The organism is unidentified bacterial endosymbiont (genome assembly GCF_918797525.1).
Classification (GTDB): domain Bacteria; phylum Pseudomonadota; class Gammaproteobacteria; order Enterobacterales; family Enterobacteriaceae; genus Enterobacter.
In genome coordinates, this window is sequence record NZ_OU963893.1 from 762,776 (window position 1) to 782,236 (window position 19,461).

The following is a 19,461-nucleotide window of genomic DNA, read 5'->3' on the forward strand; positions in this document are numbered from 1 at the left end:
ACTTAACCGTGGCGCACAGGCACAGAAAGAGCATGGCGACGGGGTTTGCGTGTCATACGCGTACCTCGCATTCGCCCTCTTTTCATCCTTTCGCGCAGGTAAACAAGTTTGAGGACTTGCTTCAGAGGGAATCTCAATTACTGCATAAATATGATGAGCAGGCCGCTCATCCAGAAAGCTTCCAGCGGATTTCCAACTTATCGGGAATTAGTACCCAGGTCAAATGGCCAACTTATTTATACAAAAATGTGCTAAAGTGCTTTTATGTTATTGTAATATAATGATATTTAACTATATTTACATCCGCGGAGCCACCCGGAAAGGGATAGGGGAGTGTGATCTTACTCACTATAGGTAAGCGGTATTATCAATGCAGCATGCTGAATAGCTGATTCATGGCAGAATAATAATCTGGTGGTAGGGTGAAACCCGCATAAAGTTACTGTTTTTCAGTGTTGGCGCTATAAATGAAAAATACCCTCAGAACATAAGGAAAAGTAATCACGTTTAGCGTGAATGAAATTGCGGTAATCTTGATTATTTATTCAAAAGGTAAAGGCCATCCAGGGCGATTGATCCAGGTCATCGCCGACAGAGGCTAAAAGTGGCAGGCTTGTCCCCTTTCTTCGGGACGGTCTATCAGGTTATGCAGTTACAGAAATTAGTCAATATGTTTGGTGGGGATCTTTTGCAGCGTTACGGGCAAAAGGTGCATAAGCTGACGCTGCATGGCGGATTTAGCTGCCCGAATCGCGATGGCACCATCGGGCGCGGCGGCTGTACTTTCTGTAACGTGGCTTCATTTGCCGACGAAGCGCAGCAGCAACATTCGATTGCGGAGCAACTGGCGTATCAGGCGAGGCTGGTGAACCGGGCTAAGCGGTACCTGGCTTATTTTCAGGCCTACACCAGCACATGGGCGGAAGTACAGGTCCTGCGCTCGATGTATCAGCAGGCGGTGAGCCAGGCGAATATCGTGGGGCTGTGCGTCGGGACGCGCCCGGACTGCGTGCCGGATGCGGTGCTGGATCTGCTCTGCGAGTATAAAGAGCAGGGATACGAGGTCTGGCTGGAGCTGGGGTTACAGACCGCTCATGACAAAACGCTGCACCGGATCAATCGCGGACATGATTTCGCCTGCTACCAGCGCACCACGCGTCTTGCCCGTCAGCGCGGGCTAAAGGTCTGCTCACATCTGATTGTGGGTCTGCCTGGCGAAGGGCAGCGGCACGGTCTGCAGACGCTGGAACAAGTGGTTGAAACAGGCGTTGACGGTATCAAGCTGCATCCGTTGCACATTGTAAAGGGCAGCATTATGGCGAAAGCCTGGGAAGCCGGGAGGTTATGCGGGATTGAGCTCGACGACTATACGGTGACCGCAGGGGAGATGATTCGCCACACACCGGCGGACGTTATCTACCACCGCATTTCCGCCAGCGCACGGCGTCCCACGCTTCTCGCGCCGCTCTGGTGTGAGAATCGCTGGACGGGGATGGTAGCGCTTGACTGCTATCTGCACCAGCACGGCGTACAGGGGTCGGCCTTGGGGCGTCCGTGGGTGCCTCGCTTACCGACGACGACCGCCTAGCAAACGGCCCAGTATGGGGGTATCCTGGAATGCTGACGGCGGCGGTATGTGGCGAACTGTTTGCCTCACCGAGCGTCGACGCGGTGCTCAATGCGATTGTGGCCGTGACGGGTGATCGGGGCTGCCTGCTGGTGGTGAAAAATTACACCGGCGACCGGCTGAACTTCGGCCTGGCGGCAGAGAAGGCTAAGCGCTACGGGCTGAAGGTCGAGATGGTGATTGTGGCGGACGATATTGCCCTGCCGGACAACAAACAGGCGCTGAGGCAACGGCGAAAATGGTGAAAGCCGGGGCGGGGCGTTCATCATATGTGAATAAAGAGAATCTGGACGGGGTGATGGATCCGGGGGTGGTTGCGGTGGCGGAAGTATTTACTATATTGGCGCAGTAGAAAAGTAGGCCGGGTAAGGCGAAGCCGCCACCCGGCACATTCACGTTAAAAATCCGCTTTTAGCACCACGCGGTAACGGGCTTTGCCGTCTCGCACGTGCTGGAGCGCTTCGTTGATTTTCGACATCGGATACAGCTCGGTGGTTGGCGTTACTTTAGTGCGTCCGGCAAACTTCATCAGCTTGCGCAACTCGAATGGCGTACCGGTTGCAGAGCCGGATACGCTGCGATCGCCGCCGATCAGGGTAAACGCCGGAACCGGCAGCGGCTTCAGTACCGCACCCACGGTGTGGAAATTACCGCCATAGGCCAGCGCTTCAAAGTACGGCTGCCAGTCGAGATCGACGTTGACGGTGTTGATGATCAGATCGAACTGACCCGCAAGAGCGTTCAGGGCCTGCGGATCGCGGCTGTTCACCACTTTATCTGCACCCATCGCCAGCACTTCTTGCTCTTTCGCCGGGTTCGAACTGAACGCGGTAACTTCGCAGCCCATGGCGTGGAGCAGTTTGATGGCAATATGTCCCAGACCGCCAATACCAATCACGCCCACGCGGCTGGTGGCGGTGACATGGTGCATCAGCAGCGGTTTAAAGACGGTGATCCCACCGCAAAGCAGCGGGCCTGCGGATTCAATACCAATGCTGTCCGGCAGCGGGATAACCCATTGCCAGTCGGCACGCAGTTTATCGGCGAAACCACCCTTGTTCAGGATGGTGGGGACGGAGCCTTCAAGGCAGTTGATCTGGTTGCCGCTGATACAGGCATCGCAATGACCACAGCTACGCGCCGTCCAGCCAATGCCCACACGCTGGCCGATCTTCAGCCCTTTATCCTGCGCGGCGCTACCGAGCGCCACAACGTGACCGATAACTTCGTGTCCGGCAACCAACGGATACTGTGAGAAACCCCATTCGTTGTCGATCATCGACAGATCGGAGTGGCAAATTCCGCAGTAATCGACCTTTACTTCGACGTCTTCTGCTTTTAAATCGCCTGCATCGTACTCGTACAGTTCAAGTTCTGCACCCGCCTGCGGTGCGGCGTAGCTTTTTATCTTCGACATCGTATTTCCCCGTTATGGTGTGAACAGAAAGTGTAGAGCATTCAGTTTACAGACGCTTAACAGAAGACGGCAGGAACACGTTTTATAGACTTTTCAGCATCCTGATTTCACAGTCAACGTGGCCGGTACAGCCCAGCGGCGTATCGATATGCGTAAAGCCCAGGTGTTCATACAGGCCAATAGCCTCTTTAAGGAAGGCGGTGGTTTCGAGGTAACAGCGTTTAAAGCCCTGGGTGCGGGCATGTTCAAGGGCGATCAGCGCCAGCTTTTTTGCCAGCCCTTGCCCACGTACGGAAGGCAGGAAATACATTTTTTGCAATTCGCAAATGTCTGGTTCACTGCAGCTCAAGGGCGCGATGCCGCCTCCACCGACAACCTTACCGCCCTGCTCAATAATCCAGTAAGCATGGTCAGGCTGGCTGTAGAGCTGATAAAGCTCATCCAGATTCGGGTCGGCCACGGTGTAGCCCTTATCAGCGGTCAGGCCGTATTCGGCTGAGACGGTGCGGATAACGGCCGCGATAGCCGGGTTGTCTTGCTCAGTGATCCGACGCATCGTCGTCGCGACGGGGGTAATCACGCTCATAGCATTACTCATCAAAAGATAGACACACCATTGCTGTTAATAGCAACGCAAAAAAGGGAGTGCAAGCAAGGCATTTTCAGGAAGATAACCCCTTACGCCCTGAAGCGTAAGGAGTAAAAGCATTACAGCGCGGCAATAACCGCCTGCTGCTCAATCAGCTTGCTCTTCGCATCGGCGAAGGCAACCAGACGTTCACGCTCTTTCGCAATGACCGCTTCCGGCGCGCGGGCCACAAAGCCTTCGTTCGCCAGTTTGCCTTCGATTTTGCCAATTTCCACATCGACTTTCGCCACTTCTTTCGCCAGACGAGCCAGCTCAGCGTCTTTGTCGATAAGGCCCGCCATTGGGATCAGCAACTCAGCGCCGTCGATGATTTTGGTCACGGAAACCGGACCTTTTTCATCCGCAGGCAGCACGGTGATGCTTTCCAGACGCGCCATGGTTTTCAGGAAGGTGTTGTTCTCGCTGACGCGACGAACGGCAGCTTCGCTGCAGCCGCGCAGCAGCAGCTCAAGCGGTTTGCCCGGGGCAATGTTCATTTCAGCACGAATGTTACGTACCGCCACGATCGCCTGTTTCAGCCACTCGGTATCCGCTGACGCGGCTTCATCAACCTTAGCGGCGTCGAATTCCGGGAATGGCTCCAGCATGATGGTATCCGCATTGATGCCTGCAATGACCTTCACGCGCTGCCAGATGGTTTCGGTGATGAAGGGAATGATCGGATGCGCAAGACGCAGCAGACCTTCCAGTACGGTAATTAACGTGTTACGCGTGCCGCGCAATTCTGCCTCATTTCCTCCGTTCATCACCGGCTTCGCCAGCTCCAGATACCAGTCGCAGAACTGGTTCCAGGTGAATTCATACAGAATGCCTGCCGCGATATCGAAGCGGTAGCTGTCCAGCGCCTCGCGGAACGCTTTCACCGTCTGGTTGAATTCAGCCAGGATCCAGCGGTCAGCCAGCGATAGCGTCATCTCGCCACCGTTGAAGCCGCAATCCTGATCTTCGGTGTTCATCAGCACGAAGCGGCTGGCGTTCCACAGTTTGTTACAGAAGTTACGATAACCTTCCAGACGCTTCATGTCCCAGTTGATGTCGCGGCCGGTAGAAGCCAGTGCCGCCAGGGTGAAACGCAGGGCGTCGGTACCATGCGGCTCAATGCCGTCCGGGAACTGCTTCGCGGTGCGCTTAGCTATTTTTTCTGCCAACTGCGGCTGCATCATATTGCCGGTACGTTTCTCCAGTAGATCTTCCAGCGAGATACCATCGACCATATCCAGCGGGTCAATGACGTTCCCCTTGGATTTTGACATCTTCTGGCCTTCGTCATCACGGATCAGACCAGTCATGTAGATAGTCTTGAACGGGATCTGCGGCTTGCCGTCTTCGTCTTTGATGAAGTGCATGGTCATCATGATCATGCGCGCAATCCAGAAGAAGATGATGTCGAAGCCGGAAACCATCACGCTGGTTGGATGGAACTGACGCAGCGCGTCGGTGTTTTCCGGCCAGCCGAGGGTGGAGAATGTCCACAGCGCGGAAGAGAACCAGGTGTCGAGAACGTCCTCGTCCTGACGCAGGGCAACGTCGGCACTCAGATTGTTTTCCTGGCGCACTTCGTCTTCGGTGCGACCGACAAACACGTTACCGTCGTTGTCGTACCACGCCGGGATGCGGTGACCCCACCATAGCTGACGGGAGATACACCAGTCCTGAATATCACGCATCCAGGAGAAATACATGTTCTCATACTGCTTCGGCACAAACTGAATGTCGCCATTCTCAACCGCTTCAACAGCCGGTTTCGCCAGCACGTCGGCACGCACGTACCACTGATCGGTCAGCATGGGTTCGATTACCACACCGCCACGGTCGCCGTACGGTACGGTCAGATCGTGAGGTTTGATATCGCTCAGCAGGCCGAGCGCGTCCACGGCAGCGACAATCGCTTTACGCGCGGCAAAACGTTCCATCTTCTGGAACTCTGCCGGAATAGCGCTGGAGTAAACATCAGTTTCTTCGCCTTTAGTGTCGTAGACTTCCGCGCTTTCGCGAATGTCGCCATCAAAGGTCAGAATGTTGATCATCGGCAGGGCGTGACGACGCCCGACTTCATAGTCGTTAAAGTCGTGCGCTGGGGTGATTTTCACACAACCGGTACCTTTTTCCATGTCGGCGTGTTCGTCGCCAACAATCGGAATACGGCGGTTAACCAGCGGCAGCACTACGAATTTACCGATCAGATCCTTGTAACGCGGATCTTCCGGGTTAACGGCCACGCCGGTATCGCCCAGCAGGGTTTCCGGACGGGTAGTCGCTACCACCAGATAATCTTTACCGTCTGCGGTTTTTGCACCGTCGGCCAGCGGGTAGCGGATGTGCCACATGGAGCCTTTTGACTCACGGTTTTCCACTTCCAGGTCAGAGATGGCGGTACGCAGTTTCGGATCCCAGTTTACCAGGCGTTTGCCACGGTAAATCAGATCTTCTTTGTACAGACGGACGAACACTTCTTTCACGGCATTGGACAGGCCTTCATCCATGGTGAAGCGCTCGCGCTCCCAATCCACGGAGTTGCCGAGACGGCGCATCTGACGGGTAATGGTTCCGCCCGATTCTGCTTTCCACTGCCAAATTTTGTCGATGAACGCGTCGCGACCGTAATCGTGGCGGGTTTTACCTTCTTCAGCGGCAATTTTACGCTCAACCACCATTTGGGTCGCGATACCCGCGTGGTCAGTCCCCGCCTGCCACAGGGTATTTTTGCCCTGCATGCGCTGGTAGCGGATCATGGTGTCCATGATGGTCTGCTGGAAAGCATGACCCATATGCAAACTGCCGGTGACGTTCGGCGGCGGGATCATGATGCAGAAGGACTCTTTGCTTTCATCACCGTTAGGCTTGAAATAGCCCTGCTGTTCCCAGTGCTCGTAAAGCGGCTGTTCGATATCGCGTGGGTTATATGTTTTTTCCATTATGTCCAGGTTGCCGTATTCAGGTTAAAACCAGCCAGGCGGTACGCTTTATAGCGTTCGCGCGCCAGTTGTTTCAAAGATTCTTCGTAAGGGACAAAGTCTACCACTTCTGTGAAAGCGGTGGCAAAATCTGCAAACCCTATCCGCAGGCTAATCAGAATATCGCGGGCGCTGCTGTTGCGCTTTTGCGGCCAGGCGATTTCTACCGGTGCGCCGCCGCGCGGGCCTTCCCCGGACAAATTATGCGGGACAAAACTTTCCGCCGGGCGCGCCCATAGCGCTTCATCCAGGCGGATAGCCTGCTGTTCATCTTCGCAGGCGATAAGAACGCGTTTACCTGCGCGCCAACGTTCTGCGGCAATTTCACACACCAGTTGTTCAACGGCGCTAAGGCCATCCTGATGCGTGTCGTTGTCCAGAAGGTAGAACGTTGCATTCTTCATATATGGGGCTTCTTGTTGTGGATGTAAATGTAAAGCCGGGAGGCGCTTTGCTTACCCGGCCTACAGACGGCAATTACTCTTCGCCATTGAACCCGGCGCGGTTCAGCAGGAACTGCGACAACAGCGCAACCGGACGACCGGTCGCACCTTTGGCTTTACCGGAGCGCCATGCGGTGCCCGCGATATCAAGGTGTGCCCAGTTATACTTGCGGGTGAAGCGCGACAGGAAGCAGCCCGCGGTAATCGCACCACCGGGACGGCCGCCGATGTTCGCCATATCCGCGAAGTTGGACTCCAGCTGGTCCTGGAACTCATCGCCCAGCGGCAGGCGCCACGCGCGGTCACCGGCCTGTTCGGATGCGCCGATAAGCTCGTGGGCCAGCGGGTTGTGGTTCGACATCAGCCCGGTGATGTGGTGGCCCAGCGCAATGACGCAGGCGCCGGTTAACGTTGCCACGTCGATTACCGCTTCCGGTTCGAAACGCTCGACGTAGGTCAGCACGTCACACAGTACCAGGCGGCCTTCGGCGTCGGTGTTCAGCACTTCAACCGTCTGCCCGGACATGGTGGTCAGCACGTCGCCGGGACGGTATGCTCGTCCGCCAGGCATGTTTTCACAGCCCGCCAGCACGCCGATAACGTTGATCGGCAGTTGAAGTTCAGCGACCATTCGCATCACGCCATAGACGGCCGCCGCACCGCACATGTCGTATTTCATCTCATCCATGCCTTCGGCTGGCTTGATGGAAATACCGCCAGAGTCGAAGGTCAGGCCTTTACCCACCAGCACGACAGGACGTGCGTCTTCAGACGGATTGCCCTTGTACTCAATGACCGACATCAGCGATTCGTTCTGAGAGCCGTTGCCGACCGCGAGATAAGCGTGCATACCCAGCTCTTTCATTTGCTGTTCGCCGATGACGCGGGTAATGACGTTCTTGCTGTACGAGTCCGCCAACTGACGCGCCTGTGAAGCCAGGTAGGCGGCGTTGCAGATATTTGGCGGCATGTTGCCAAGATCTTTGGCGGCTTTGATGCCCGAAGCAATAGCCAGGCCGTGCTGAATCGCGCGCTCACCGCTGGTTAACTCGCGGCGGGTCGGCACGTTAAAGACCATCTTGCGCAGCGGACGACGCGGCTCGCTCTTGTTGGTTTTTAACTGATCAAAGCTGTACAGGCTCTCTTTTGCCGTTTCAACAGCCTGACGGACCTTCCAGTAGGTGTTACGGCCTTTAACGTGCAGTTCGGTCAGGAAGCACACTGCTTCCATTGAGCCAGTATCATTCAGCGTATTAATGGTTTTCTGAATAACTTGCTTATATTGACGTTCATCCAGCTCGCGCTCTTTACCACAGCCAATCAGCAAAATGCGCTCGGACAAGACGTTTGGAACATGGTGCAGCAACAGCGTCTGCCCAGGTTTGCCCTCCAGTTCGCCACGGCGCAGCAGGGCGCTGATATAGCCGTCACTGATTTTATCGAGTTGTTCGGCGATAGGGGAGAGTCGACGTGGTTCAAAGACGCCCACAACGATGCAGGCACTCCGCTGTTTCTCCGGGCTACCGCTTTTTACACTGAACTCCATGCACTACGCTCCTGAATCTTAAAGACAACGGCGGCGGCTACGGATAGAATTGAAACCTTTCGTAACTCATGTCCGCGGTTGTGGTGACTTCATGTTAATCTTACGTTATTACAGTTTCGACACGTCAGAAAATGTCCTGAAGCGTGAATCCGCTGGGTGTTTTAATCTTAGCGATGATTTCGACGATTCAAGAGAATAAATGACCTTTAAGCCATGAAACAAGCAATATTCCAGCAACGAGACGGGTTTTTACGGGCGTATTTAAAGTGATAATCATAAGATATCTGGTGCGAGAGACGCTCAAAAGCCAGCTGGCGATCCTCTTTATCCTGCTGCTGATTTTCTTCTGTCAGAAGCTGGTCAGGATCCTTGGTGCGGCCGTTGACGGCGAAATTCCAACAAATCTGGTGCTTTCCCTGCTTGGATTAGGGATCCCGGAAATGGCACAGCTTATTCTGCCGCTGAGCCTTTTCCTCGGCCTGCTCATGACGCTGGGAAGGCTTTATACCGAAAGTGAAATCACGGTGATGCACGCCTGCGGCTTGAGCAAAGCCGTGCTGCTGAAAGCGGCGATGGTGCTGGCGCTGTTTACCGGTATTGTGGCTGCGGTGAATGTGATGTGGGCTGGCCCAATGTCTTCCCGACATCAGGATGAAGTGTTGGCTGAAGCCAAAGCAAACCCCGGCCTGGCGGCGTTAGCGCAAGGTCAATTCCAGCAGGCCACCGACGGCAACTCCGTGCTGTTTATCGAGAGCGTCGACGGCAGCAGATTTAACGATGTCTTCCTTGCGCAGTTGCGCACCAAAGGGAATGCTCGCCCGTCGGTGGTAGTGGCAGACTCCGGCCAGCTTGCCCAGCGTAAAGATGGTTCCCAGATAGTGACGCTGAATAAAGGGACCCGCTTTGAAGGCACCGCGATGCTGCGCGACTTCCGTATTACCGATTTCCAGAATTATCAGGCCATTATTGGTCATCAGACCGTCGCGCTGGATCCCACGGATACCGAGCAGATGGACATGCGCACCCTGTGGAATACCGATACCGACAGAGCGCGGGCCGAGTTCCACTGGCGCCTCACGCTTGTATTCACCGTATTTATGATGGCACTGATTGTTGTTCCGCTGAGCGTGGTCAACCCGCGTCAGGGGCGCGTACTGTCAATGCTGCCAGCGATGCTGCTTTACCTGGTGTATTTCCTGCTGCAAACCTCGATTCGCTCTAACGGCGGCAAAGGCAAGCTGGATCCGATGATCTGGACGTGGTCAGTCAACTTTTTGTACATCCTGCTGGCGCTGGGATTAAACCTGTGGGATACGGTGCTAGTACGTCGCATTCGTGCCAGATTATCGCGTAAAGGAGCGTTGTAATGCAGGCGTTTGGCGTTCTTGACCGCTACATCGGTAAAACTATTTTCTCCACTATCATGATGACGCTGTTCATGCTGGTGTCACTCTCGGGCATTATCAAATTTGTCGATCAGCTGAAAAAGGCCGGGCAGGGGAGTTACGACGCGCTGGGTGCAGGCATGTATACCCTGCTCAGCGTGCCGAAAGATGTACAGATCTTCTTCCCTATGGCGGCCCTGCTGGGCGCGTTGCTTGGGCTGGGGATGCTGGCACAGCGCAGTGAACTGGTGGTCATGCAGGCATCGGGCTTTACCCGTGTGCAGGTTGCGCTCTCGGTGATGAAAACGGCAATTCCGCTGGTGTTGCTGACTATGGCGATTGGCGAGTGGGTGGCTCCGCAAGGCGAGCAGATGGCGCGTAACTATCGTGCCCAGGCCATGTTCGGCGGCTCATTGCTCTCTACCCAGCAAGGGTTATGGGCAAAGGATGGTAACAGTTTCGTCTACATTGAGCGTGTAAAAGGTGACGATGAGCTGGGCGGCATCAGTATCTATACCTTTAATGACGAACGGCGTTTACTGTCTGTCCGTCATGCTTCCTCGGCGAAGTTCGATGCCGATAACCGACAGTGGCGTCTGTCGCAGGTTGATGAATCTGTCCTGAAAGACCCGAAACAAATTACGGGTTCCCAGACCGTTTCAGGCACATGGAAGACTAACCTTACGCCGGACAAACTGGGCGTAGTGGCGCTGGATCCGGATGCGCTCTCCATCACCGGCTTGCACAGCTATGTGAAATACCTCAAGTCGAGCGGGCAGGATGCCGGGCGTTATCAGCTCAATATGTGGAGCAAGATTTTCCAGCCCTTATCCGTAGCGGTAATGATGCTAATGGCCCTGTCATTTATCTTCGGCCCGTTGCGTAGCGTGCCGATGGGGGTACGCGTTGTCACCGGTATCAGCTTCGGCTTTGTGTTCTACGTCCTCGATCAGATTTTCGGACCGCTGACGCTGGTGTACGGCATTCCGCCATTTATCGGTGCGTTGCTGCCGAGCGCCACCTTCTTCCTGATCAGCCTCTGGCTGCTTCTGAAACGCTCCTGATTGCCCTCTCCTCGCTACCGGTTCGCCGGGAGCGAGGCTAATCTCCTGTTTCACCCCGCACTTTTTCTCACAACCTTCAACGCCTCGCCACGATTTTGAGTATTATTGAGCGATAACGTCGTGAAGGGATCCTCTATGAAGCAAATTCGAATGCTGGCCCAGTATTACGTCGACCTGATGATGAAGCTCGGGCTGGTACGTTTCTCTCTGCTGCTGGCGCTGGCGCTGGTGGTGTTGGCCATTGTGGTACAAATGGCCGTGACCATGGTTCTGCACGGCCAGGTCGAGAGTATCGACGTGATCCGCTCCATCTTCTTTGGCCTGCTGATCACGCCGTGGGCGGTCTATTTCCTCTCTGTAGTGGTTGAACAACTGGAGGAGTCTCGTCAGCGTCTATCAAAGCTGGTGGATAAACTGGAGGAGATGCGCGAGCGTGATTTAAAACTCAACGTGCAGCTAAAAGACAATATTGCCCAGCTTAACCAGGAGATCGCCGACCGCGAAAAGGCTGAGGCTGAGCGTCAGGCGACCCTTGAACAGCTGAAAATTGAGATGAAAGAGCGCGAGGTAACGCAGATCCAGCTCGAACAACAATCCTCATTTCTGCGCTCTTTCCTCGACGCCTCGCCGGACCTGGTGTTCTATCGCAACGAAGATAAAGAGTTCTCAGGCTGTAACCGGGCGATGGAGCTGCTGACCGGCAAAAGCGAAAAGCAGCTGGTGAACCTCAAGCCGCAGGATGTTTACTCCGATGAAGCGGCCGCTAAGGTGATGGAAACCGATGAAAAAGTGTTTCGTCACAATGTCTCCCTGACCTACGAACAGTGGCTGGATTATCCGGACGGGCGTAAAGCGTGCTTTGAAATCCGTAAGGTGCCGTACTATGACCGCGTGGGTAAGCGCCACGGCCTGATGGGCTTTGGACGTGATATCACCGAGCGTAAGCGCTACCAGGATGCGCTTGAGCGCGCCAGCCGGGATAAAACTACCTTTATCTCCACTATCAGCCACGAACTGCGCACGCCGCTGAACGGCATTGTGGGTCTAAGCCGGATCCTGCTGGATACCGACCTGACCCACGAGCAGGAGAAATACCTCAAGACGATCCATGTCTCGGCGGTGACGTTGGGTAATATCTTCAACGATATTATCGATATGGATAAGATGGAGCGACGTAAAGTTCAGCTTGATAACCAGCCGGTTGATTTTACCGGTTTCCTCGCGGACCTGGAGAACCTCTCTGGCCTGCAGGCGCAGCAAAAAGGACTGAGCTTTGTACTTGAGCCAACGCTGCCGCTGCCGCATAAAGTGGTCACTGACGGTACTCGCCTGCGTCAGATCCTGTGGAACCTTATCAGCAACGCCGTGAAATTTACCCAGAAGGGGCGGGTTGTGGTGCGCATCCGTTATGACGAAGGGGATATGCTGCACTTTGAAGTGGAAGATTCCGGGATTGGTATTCCACAGGAAGAATATGACAAAATCTTCGCCATGTATTATCAGGTGAAGGACAGCAACGGCGGTAAACCCGCAACCGGTACGGGGATTGGTCTTGCGGTGTCTAAACGTCTGGCGAAGAGTATGGGCGGCGATATCCTCGTGACAAGCCAGGCGGGCAAAGGCTCGACATTTACCCTGACGGTGCATGCGCCAGCCGTGGCTGAAGAGGTTGAAGACACATTTGAAAACGATGAGATGCCGTTACCCGCGCTGCACGTTCTGCTGGTAGAAGACATTGAGCTGAACGTGATTGTGGCGCGCTCGGTGCTGGAGAAACTGGGCTGCAGCGTAGACGTGGCAATGACCGGCAAAGCGGCGCTGGAGATGTTCACCCCGGGGGAATATGACCTGGTGCTGCTGGATATCCAACTGCCGGACATGACCGGGCTGGATATCTCGCGTGAACTGACAAACCACTATCCCGCTGAAGACCTACCGCCGCTGGTGGCACTGACGGCGAACGTGTTAAAAGACAAGAAAGAGTACCTTGATGCCGGTATGGATGATGTGCTCAGTAAGCCGCTCGCGGTGCCAGCCCTGACCGCCATGATCAAGAAGTTTTGGGATACCAGTGATGAAGAGGAGAGCACCATGACGTCTGTTGATAGCGCAAAAGCCCAGGCCATACTTGATACAGCGATGCTGGAGCAGTATATCGATCTGGTTGGTCCGAAACTGATAACCGACGGTCTGGATGTGTTTGAAAAAATGATGCCGGGCTACCTGAATGTGCTGGAGTCGAACCTGACCGCGCGTGACCAGAAAGGTATTGTTGAGGAAGGGCACAAAATTAAAGGGGCGGCCGGTTCGATCGGGTTACGTCACCTGCAGCAACTGGGTCAACAGATCCAGTCACCTGATTTACCCGCATGGGAGGATAACGTTGGTGATTGGGTTGAAGAGATGAAACAGGAGTGGCAGAGCGATGTGGCGGTACTGAAAGCCTGGGTGAACGGGAGAAAAAAATGACCCCGGCTAAACCGGGGTGCGCGAAATACTGCGCCAACACCAGGGAAATCGTGGCTGCGCCTGATTTTTTGTGTTGTTTTCGCATGGACGCTGCCTGAAAATTTAGGCCGCACGCAGATAAGATAGCAAATCTTAAATGATTTGTTACATGAATCAGTGAAATGTGTGAAGCATAGCGTTTTAATCAAAATTTTTAATGGGCTTCAGCGGGTTGCCAGAAAGGATCGTGATGATGAAAAAGATTGGTGTCGTGTTGAGCGGTTGCGGAGTGTATGACGGCTCAGAAATACATGAAGCCGTTTTAACGCTGCTGGCGCTGGCCCGGCATGGGGCAGAGGCTGTCTGCTTCGCGCCGGATAAACATCAGGGGGAGGTCATTAATCATCTTACCGGTGAACCGATGGCGGAAAACCGTAACGTTCTGATTGAAGCGGCACGCATTGTGCGAGGAGATATTCACCCTCTCGTTCAGGCAGACGCCGCTATGCTGGATGCGTTAATCGTGCCGGGCGGTTTTGGCGCGGCCAAAAATCTCAGCACCTTTGCAAGCCAGGGCGCGCAATGTCAGATCGATCCAGATTTAAACGCGCTTTCTCAGGCGATGCATACGGCGGGTAAACCGCAGGGCTTTATCTGTATCGCCCCTGCGATGCTGCCGAAAATCTTTGATTTTCCGTTGCGCCTGACCATCGGTACGGATATTGATATTGCAGAGATTGTGGAAGATATGGGCGGGGAACATGTACCTTGTCCGGTCGATGACATCGTGGTGGATGAAGATAATAAAATTGTCACTACCCCGGCGTACATGCTGGCCCAGAATATTGCGCAAGCGGCCACGGGCATTGAAAAGCTGGTGGAGAGAGTGCTGGTGCTGACTGAATGAGCCGTAAAACAGGAGCCGGTGCATGGGTAAAACGGATCCTGCTGCGCACAATTCTGGCGCTGGCCATTTTCTGGGGCGGCGGTATCGCCCTGTTCAGCATTCTGCCGGTGCCGTTTTCAGCCGTTATGGTTGAGCGTCAGGTCGGGGCGTGGTTCCGCGGTGATTTTAGCTATGTTGCCCATTCAGACTGGGTCAGCATGGATGCGATCTCACCGCTTATGGGACTTGCGGTGATTGCGGCAGAAGACCAGAAATTCCCGCAGCACTGGGGTTTTGACGTGGCGGCTATCGAGAAGGCACTGGCGCATAATGAACGTAATGAAAATCGCGTGCGTGGGGCATCGACGTTATCGCAACAAACGGCGAAAAATCTGTTTTTATGGGATGGACGAAGCTGGGTGCGAAAAGGGCTGGAAGCGGGCCTGACGCTGGGAATTGAAACGGTCTGGAGCAAGAAGCGCATTCTAACCGTTTATCTGAATATCGCCGAGTTTGGTGATGGGGTGTTTGGCGTCGAAGCCGCCGCGCAGCGTTATTTCAATAAGCCTGCCAGCCGTCTCACGCTGTCTGAAGCCGCGCTGTTAGCCGCCGTCTTACCCAATCCCATAACGTTTAAAGCCAACGCCCCGTCAGGATATGTGCGCAGCCGTCAGGCGTGGATTATGCGCCAGATGCGCCAGTTGGGTGGGGAGGCGTTTATGCAAAAAAATGCGTTAATGTAAGGCGGGTAAGCCCTGCGCCACCCGCCAGAAAGCAGGCGTTAATCTTCGTCAAAGCCTGCATTGAACAGTGCAACTACCGCCGCCAGCGCTTGTGCTTCTTCCGGGCCAGTGGCTTCGACTTCAATCTGGCGGCCCTTGGCGGAGTCCAGCATCAGCAGCGCAATAACACTGTTGGCTTCGGCTTCGGTACCTTCATCGTTACGTAGCAGCACTTCGGCGTCGAAGCCTTGCATCAGCTCAAAAAGCTTCATTGCCGGGCGTGCATGCATGCCCAGCTTGTTGGTGATCTCAACGGTCTGTTTTACGGTCATGTTTTACGTTTTTCCAGCGTGCGATGACGGGACTGAACGTTCTTTCCTCGTGAGCGGAAGTAGTCGGCCAGCTGTTCAGCAATATAAACCGAACGATGTTTACCGCCGGTACAGCCAATCGCCACCGTCAGGTAGCTACGATTGTTGGTTTCCAGCATAGGTAACCATAGCTCAAGGTAGCTTCGCGTCTGGTAGATAAAATTGTGTACTTCTGTGTGCCGGTCGAGGAAAGCCGCGACGGGTTTGTCCAGGCCGGTCATTGGACGCAGTTTAGGATCCCAGTGCGGGTTAGGCAGGAAACGCACGTCGAAAACATAATCGGCATCAATAGGGATACCGTGCTTGAAGCCGAATGACTCGAATACCATCGTCAGCTCGCGTTCGCGTTTGCCCAGCAGTCGGGTACGCAGCATCTCCGCCAGCTCGTGAACGGACATTTCCGAGGTATCGACAATCAAATCCGCGCGAGAGCGTAGCGGCTCCAGCAGATCGCTCTCTTCGTCAATGGCGCTCTCCAGAGAGAGGTTCTTAGTGGAAAGCGGATGCAGGCGACGGGTGTCGCTGTAACGACGGATAAGCGTGTTGCGATCGGCATCAAGGAACAGCAACTGAGGCGAGAAGGATTCAGGCAGGTTATTCATTGCCTGTTCAAATATTTCAGGTGATTCAGGCATGTTACGAACGTCGATACTCACTGCCGCCGAGATTTGTCTGTCGGCAAGCGTTCGCGCCAGTTCGGGCAATAGCACCACCGGCAGGTTATCCACGCAGTAAAAACCCATATCTTCCAGCGCACGCAGGGCGACGGATTTACCCGACCCCGAGCGGCCACTGACGATCATCAGCACCATGTTCCGTTTCTCCTCAGGACAACAGATGTGAAGGCCCTCTCCCGGTTATGCATCATCCTGAATGCCTTCTGCTTCAGTGATAATTTGCCAGAGCTCCTCATCACTTTGCGCGGAACGCAGTCGGCGGCAAATGGTTTTATCGGCCAGACGTTTAGCGACCAGCGAAAGCGTGTGCAGATGCGTTTTCGTCTGATCGGCGGGGACCAGCAGCGCAAAGAGGAGGTCGACAGGCTGATTATCGATGGCGTCGAATGCGATAGGCGTTTCCAGTTGCACAAACACACCAACGGCACGCAAGGTGTCTTCTTCCAGTTTGCCATGCGGGATCGCGATGCCGTTGCCGATGCCAGTACTGCCCATTTTTTCACGGGTCAGGATAGCTTCGAACACCACCTGCGGCGGCAGGCCCAGCTGTTTGGCGGCCAGTTCACTGATTATCTCCAGCGCACGTTTTTTGCTCTGGCAGTGAACGCCACTGCGGGTACATTCCTGGTTAAGGACATTGCTCAGTTGAAGAGCGGAATCGTTGTTCATCATAATTTCACCTAAGCGCTAACTGTACAAATGGCCCGTTGTGTTCCACAACAGGCCTTCCTGCACCCGTTAACTGCCCGGACAATTAGTGTTGTTTCAGTTTATCTTTATGTTTATTAAGCTGTCGTGCCAGCTTATCAATCAAGCCGTCGATAGCCGCGTACATGTCTTGCCCTTCCGCACTGGCATGGAGTTCACCCCCATTCACGTGCAGGGTTGCATCCGAGATATGAGTCACTTTTTCCACTTTCAACACAATATAGACCTGATTGATCCTCTCGAAATACTGCTCGAGTTTCGCGAACTTGGTGTTCAGGAAATCGCGTAAAGCTTCAGTAATCTCGACGTTGTGTCCAGTGATGTTGAGCTGCATAGTGTCTTCCTTATCGGTTGTATCAGACCAGTTGTTTACGCTGGTTTGATGGCGGAATGGATAAAGACTCTCGATACTTCGCAACAGTACGACGTGCCACCATAATACCCTGATCGGACAGTATGGTGGTTAACTTACTGTCACTCAGTGGCTTCGCGGGGTTCTCCGCGGCGATCAACTTCCTCACCAGTGCGCGGATCGCCGTTGACGAGGCTTCGCCGCCGCCTTCGGTGTTCACATGGCTGGAGAAGAAATATTTAAGCTCAAAAATACCGCGCGGGCTGTGCAGATACTTCTGCGTAGTTACACGGGAAATGGTTGATTCATGCATCTCGACGGCCTGGGCGATGTCCGCCAGCACCATCGGTTTCATGTACTCTTCACCCTGCTCGAAGAATGCCTGCTGCTGTTCGACGATACAGCGGCTTACGCGTAAAAGCGTATCATTTCGGCTCTCCAGGCTTTTGATCAACCACCGCGCTTCCTGCAAATTACTGCGAATGTATTGATTGTCGGCGTCGTTACGCACGCTGGTACACATGGAGGCATAGTGCTGGTTAATTTGCAGGCGAGGAATACTGTCTGAATTCAGTTCAACGACCCAGCGGTCATTGTGTTTTCTAACCAGCACATCAGGAATAACATACTCAGGTTCGCTAGTCTGGATCGACTGGCCGGGGCGAGGATCGAGCGACTGGATTAGGTTAACCGCCTCTTTCAGCACCTCTTCTTTAAAACGGGTAATGCGCATCAACGTGCGGAAATCATGGTTAGCCAACAGCTCAAGATGATCGCTGATAATGACGCGGGCTTCGTTAACCCACGGTGTCGCGTTATCGAATTGCGAAAGCTGGATCAACAGGCAGTCACGCAGATCTTTTGCGGCAACGCCCACCGGGTCGAAACGCTGAATACGCTTCAACACGGCTTCAATCTCTTCAATTTCGATCTCTTCGTCGCCGATGCTTTCCAGAATATCGTCCAGCGTTACGGTCAAATAGCCGGTCTCATCCACTGCATCGACGATGGACGTCGCAATCGCGCGGTCGGTATCGGAAAACGGCGTCAGTTCAACCTGCCACATCAGATAATCCTGGAGCGACTGAGTGGTTTCACCCTGATAGACCGGTAGCTCGTCGTCCTGGTAGTCTGCTCGCGTTCCGGAAGGGGTTCCGGCGGTGTAGATTTCATCCCAGCTGGCATCCAGAGGCAGTTCGTCCGGCATCTCTTTTTGTTCAAGAGCATCTGCGGTGTCGAGCGTTTCGGTGTCTTGCGTTTGCTGAGTGTCTACCTCGTCATGAAGATCGGTTTGCTCCAGCAGCGGATTGCTGTCCAGCGCTTGCTGGAGCTCTTGTTGGAGTTCCAGCGTGGACAGTTGCAACAGGCGAATGGCCTGTTGTAACTGCGGCGTCATTGCCAGCTGTTGGCTGAGCCTTAATTGCAAACCTTGCTTCATGTTCAGAGCAGTTTTCTCCGGATCGGCGTTACATAACCTCTACCCTATCAGAGTCTGAAGTCTTCCCCAAGGTACACGCGCTTAACATGTTCATCATCGAGGATTTGCTGCGGCGTACCGTGGGCAATCAGATGGCCCTGGCTGACAATATAGGCGCGCTCACATACGGCCAGCGTTTCACGGACGTTGTGGTCTGTGATCAGTACGCCAAGCCCGCTGTCGCGCAAGTGTTCAATGATACGTTTGATGTCGATAACGGAAATCGGGTCAACGCCTGCAAAGGGTTCATCCAGAAGGATAAATTTTGGATTTGCCGCCAGCGCGCGCGCAATCTCAACGCGACGGCGTTCACCGCCGGACAACGCCTGCCCGAGGCTGTCGCGCAGGTGTTCAATGTGAAACTCTTCCATCAACTCATTAGCGCGGTCGGTGCGCTGTTCGTGGGTCAGGTCGTCCCGAATTTGCAGTACCGCCATCAGGTTATCGTACACACTCAGGCGGCGGAAAATGGAGGCTTCCTGAGGCAGATAGCCAATACCACGACGCGCGCGCGCATGCAGCGGCAGCAGGCTGATGTCTTCATCATCAATGATAATGTTGCCGGCATCGCGCGCCACAATACCCACGACCATGTAGAAGGTTGTGGTTTTGCCCGCACCGTTAGGGCCAAGCAGGCCCACGATTTCGCCGGAGTTGACGGTCAGACTGACATCTTCTACCACACGGCGACCCTTGTAGGCTTTCGCGAGATTTTTTGCGGTTAATGTTGCCATA

At 54.3% G+C, this 19,461-nt stretch carries 17 protein-coding genes and 1 pseudogene; 7 read left to right on the plus strand and 11 right to left on the minus strand.

What is annotated here, in order from left to right:
• The first annotated feature begins 646 nt into the window (after positions 1-646).
• Together mnmL and NL510_RS03630 are read left to right on the plus strand one after the other, a co-directional pair.
• Positions 647-1,588 (plus strand): tRNA modification radical SAM protein MnmL/YtqA, encoded by a 942-nt coding sequence (mnmL, locus tag NL510_RS03625; protein ID WP_253384736.1) that lies wholly within the window; start codon positions 647-649, stop codon positions 1,586-1,588.
• Between the two features lie 26 nt (positions 1,589-1,614).
• Positions 1,615-1,872, plus strand: a pseudogene (locus tag NL510_RS03630) (dihydroxyacetone kinase subunit DhaK); the annotation flags it as partial.
• 152 nt (positions 1,873-2,024) lie between these two features.
• Here NL510_RS03630 and ahr read toward each other — a convergent pair.
• From ahr to pepA, 5 genes are all read right to left on the minus strand, one after another.
• Entirely contained in the window at positions 2,025-3,044 is a 1,020-nt protein-coding gene (gene ahr / locus NL510_RS03635; RefSeq protein ID WP_253381653.1) for an NADPH-dependent aldehyde reductase Ahr, read from the minus strand.
• Between the two features lie 82 nt (positions 3,045-3,126).
• Positions 3,127-3,630 carry a GNAT family N-acetyltransferase gene (locus NL510_RS03640; RefSeq protein ID WP_253381655.1) on the minus strand — a complete coding sequence of 168 codons (504 nt, stop codon included), beginning with the start codon at positions 3,628-3,630 and terminating at the stop codon, positions 3,127-3,129.
• Between the two features lie 122 nt (positions 3,631-3,752).
• Complete coding sequence (locus NL510_RS03645; protein ID WP_253381657.1) at positions 3,753-6,608, minus strand: valine--tRNA ligase; 2,856 nt, start codon at positions 6,606-6,608, stop codon at positions 3,753-3,755.
• Positions 6,608-7,051, minus strand: a complete 444-nt coding sequence (holC, locus tag NL510_RS03650; RefSeq protein ID WP_253381659.1) for a DNA polymerase III subunit chi — start codon at positions 7,049-7,051, stop codon at positions 6,608-6,610. The genes NL510_RS03645 and holC overlap by 1 nt, the downstream gene beginning before the upstream one ends.
• 73 nt (positions 7,052-7,124) lie before the next feature.
• A complete protein-coding gene (pepA, locus tag NL510_RS03655) occupies positions 7,125-8,636 on the minus strand; it encodes a leucyl aminopeptidase (protein WP_253381661.1) in 1,512 nt (503 codons plus the stop codon).
• Between the two features lie 266 nt (positions 8,637-8,902).
• Here pepA and lptF point away from each other — a divergent pair, with 266 nt between their 5' ends.
• The 5 genes from lptF to mtgA all read left to right on the plus strand — a co-directional run bounded on the left by lptF (position 8,903) and on the right by mtgA (position 15,162).
• The gene (lptF, locus tag NL510_RS03660; RefSeq protein ID WP_253381662.1) at positions 8,903-10,003 is read left to right on the plus strand and encodes an LPS export ABC transporter permease LptF; all 1,101 of its coding nucleotides are present in this window, start codon (positions 8,903-8,905) and stop codon (positions 10,001-10,003) included.
• Positions 10,003-11,085, plus strand: a complete 1,083-nt coding sequence (gene lptG, locus NL510_RS03665) for an LPS export ABC transporter permease LptG (RefSeq protein ID WP_253381664.1) — start codon at positions 10,003-10,005, stop codon at positions 11,083-11,085. Before lptF ends, lptG begins: the two co-directional genes overlap by 1 nt.
• 135 nt (positions 11,086-11,220) lie before the next feature.
• Positions 11,221-13,554: an aerobic respiration two-component sensor histidine kinase ArcB gene (gene arcB / locus NL510_RS03670; protein ID WP_253381666.1), complete on the plus strand. Its 2,334-nt coding sequence runs from the start codon at positions 11,221-11,223 to the stop codon at positions 13,552-13,554.
• A 232-nt stretch (positions 13,555-13,786) separates the two neighbouring features.
• Complete coding sequence (gene elbB / locus NL510_RS03675; RefSeq protein ID WP_253384738.1) at positions 13,787-14,440, plus strand: isoprenoid biosynthesis glyoxalase ElbB; 654 nt, start codon at positions 13,787-13,789, stop codon at positions 14,438-14,440.
• Positions 14,437-15,162 (plus strand): monofunctional biosynthetic peptidoglycan transglycosylase, encoded by a 726-nt coding sequence (mtgA, locus tag NL510_RS03680; RefSeq protein ID WP_253381668.1) that lies wholly within the window; start codon positions 14,437-14,439, stop codon positions 15,160-15,162. The genes elbB and mtgA overlap by 4 nt, the downstream gene beginning before the upstream one ends.
• 38 nt (positions 15,163-15,200) lie before the next feature.
• On the opposite strand, the gene npr is transcribed toward mtgA, so the two are convergent.
• The 6 genes from npr to lptB form a co-directional block, all read right to left on the minus strand.
• Entirely contained in the window at positions 15,201-15,473 is a 273-nt protein-coding gene (gene npr, locus NL510_RS03685; RefSeq protein WP_253381670.1) for a PTS phosphocarrier protein NPr, read from the minus strand.
• The gene (rapZ, locus tag NL510_RS03690; protein WP_253381672.1) at positions 15,470-16,324 is read right to left on the minus strand and encodes an RNase adapter RapZ; all 855 of its coding nucleotides are present in this window, start codon (positions 16,322-16,324) and stop codon (positions 15,470-15,472) included. Before rapZ ends, npr begins: the two co-directional genes overlap by 4 nt.
• A gap of 45 nt (positions 16,325-16,369) precedes the next feature.
• Entirely contained in the window at positions 16,370-16,861 is a 492-nt protein-coding gene (ptsN, locus tag NL510_RS03695; RefSeq protein ID WP_253381674.1) for a PTS IIA-like nitrogen regulatory protein PtsN, read from the minus strand.
• Positions 16,862-16,943: 82 nt separating this feature from the next.
• Complete coding sequence (gene hpf / locus NL510_RS03700) at positions 16,944-17,231, minus strand: ribosome hibernation promoting factor (protein WP_119936816.1); 288 nt, start codon at positions 17,229-17,231, stop codon at positions 16,944-16,946.
• A gap of 22 nt (positions 17,232-17,253) precedes the next feature.
• On the minus strand, positions 17,254-18,687 hold the full coding sequence (gene rpoN / locus NL510_RS03705) for an RNA polymerase factor sigma-54 (RefSeq protein ID WP_253381676.1): 1,434 nt from the start codon (positions 18,685-18,687) through the stop codon (positions 17,254-17,256).
• A gap of 47 nt (positions 18,688-18,734) precedes the next feature.
• Positions 18,735-19,460 carry an LPS export ABC transporter ATP-binding protein gene (lptB, locus tag NL510_RS03710; protein ID WP_253381678.1) on the minus strand — a complete coding sequence of 242 codons (726 nt, stop codon included), beginning with the start codon at positions 19,458-19,460 and terminating at the stop codon, positions 18,735-18,737.
• Position 19,461: the final 1 nt, after the last annotated feature.

Bases quoted from the DNA above. Each gene is read 5' to 3' on its own strand.
- holC (WP_253381659.1), bottom strand. From the start codon at position 7,051: ATGAAGAATGCAACGTTCTACCTTCTGGACAACGACACGCATCAGGAT.
- lptB (WP_253381678.1), bottom strand. From the start codon at position 19,460: ATGGCAACATTAACCGCAAAAAATCTCGCGAAAGCCTACAAGGGTCGC.
- mnmL (WP_253384736.1), top strand. From the start codon at position 647: ATGCAGTTACAGAAATTAGTCAATATGTTTGGTGGGGATCTTTTGCAG.
- NL510_RS03640 (WP_253381655.1), bottom strand. From the start codon at position 3,630: ATGAGCGTGATTACCCCCGTCGCGACGACGATGCGTCGGATCACTGAG.
- ahr (WP_253381653.1), bottom strand. From the start codon at position 3,044: ATGTCGAAGATAAAAAGCTACGCCGCACCGCAGGCGGGTGCAGAACTT.
- rapZ (WP_253381672.1), bottom strand. From the start codon at position 16,324: ATGGTGCTGATGATCGTCAGTGGCCGCTCGGGGTCGGGTAAATCCGTC.
- elbB (WP_253384738.1), top strand. From the start codon at position 13,787: ATGAAAAAGATTGGTGTCGTGTTGAGCGGTTGCGGAGTGTATGACGGC.
- rpoN (WP_253381676.1), bottom strand. From the start codon at position 18,687: ATGAAGCAAGGTTTGCAATTAAGGCTCAGCCAACAGCTGGCAATGACG.
- hpf (WP_119936816.1), bottom strand. From the start codon at position 17,231: ATGCAGCTCAACATCACTGGACACAACGTCGAGATTACTGAAGCTTTA.
- pepA (WP_253381661.1), bottom strand. From the start codon at position 8,636: ATGGAGTTCAGTGTAAAAAGCGGTAGCCCGGAGAAACAGCGGAGTGCC.
- lptG (WP_253381664.1), top strand. From the start codon at position 10,003: ATGCAGGCGTTTGGCGTTCTTGACCGCTACATCGGTAAAACTATTTTC.
- arcB (WP_253381666.1), top strand. From the start codon at position 11,221: ATGAAGCAAATTCGAATGCTGGCCCAGTATTACGTCGACCTGATGATG.
- NL510_RS03645 (WP_253381657.1), bottom strand. From the start codon at position 6,608: ATGGAAAAAACATATAACCCACGCGATATCGAACAGCCGCTTTACGAG.
- ptsN (WP_253381674.1), bottom strand. From the start codon at position 16,861: ATGATGAACAACGATTCCGCTCTTCAACTGAGCAATGTCCTTAACCAG.
- mtgA (WP_253381668.1), top strand. From the start codon at position 14,437: ATGAGCCGTAAAACAGGAGCCGGTGCATGGGTAAAACGGATCCTGCTG.
- npr (WP_253381670.1), bottom strand. From the start codon at position 15,473: ATGACCGTAAAACAGACCGTTGAGATCACCAACAAGCTGGGCATGCAT.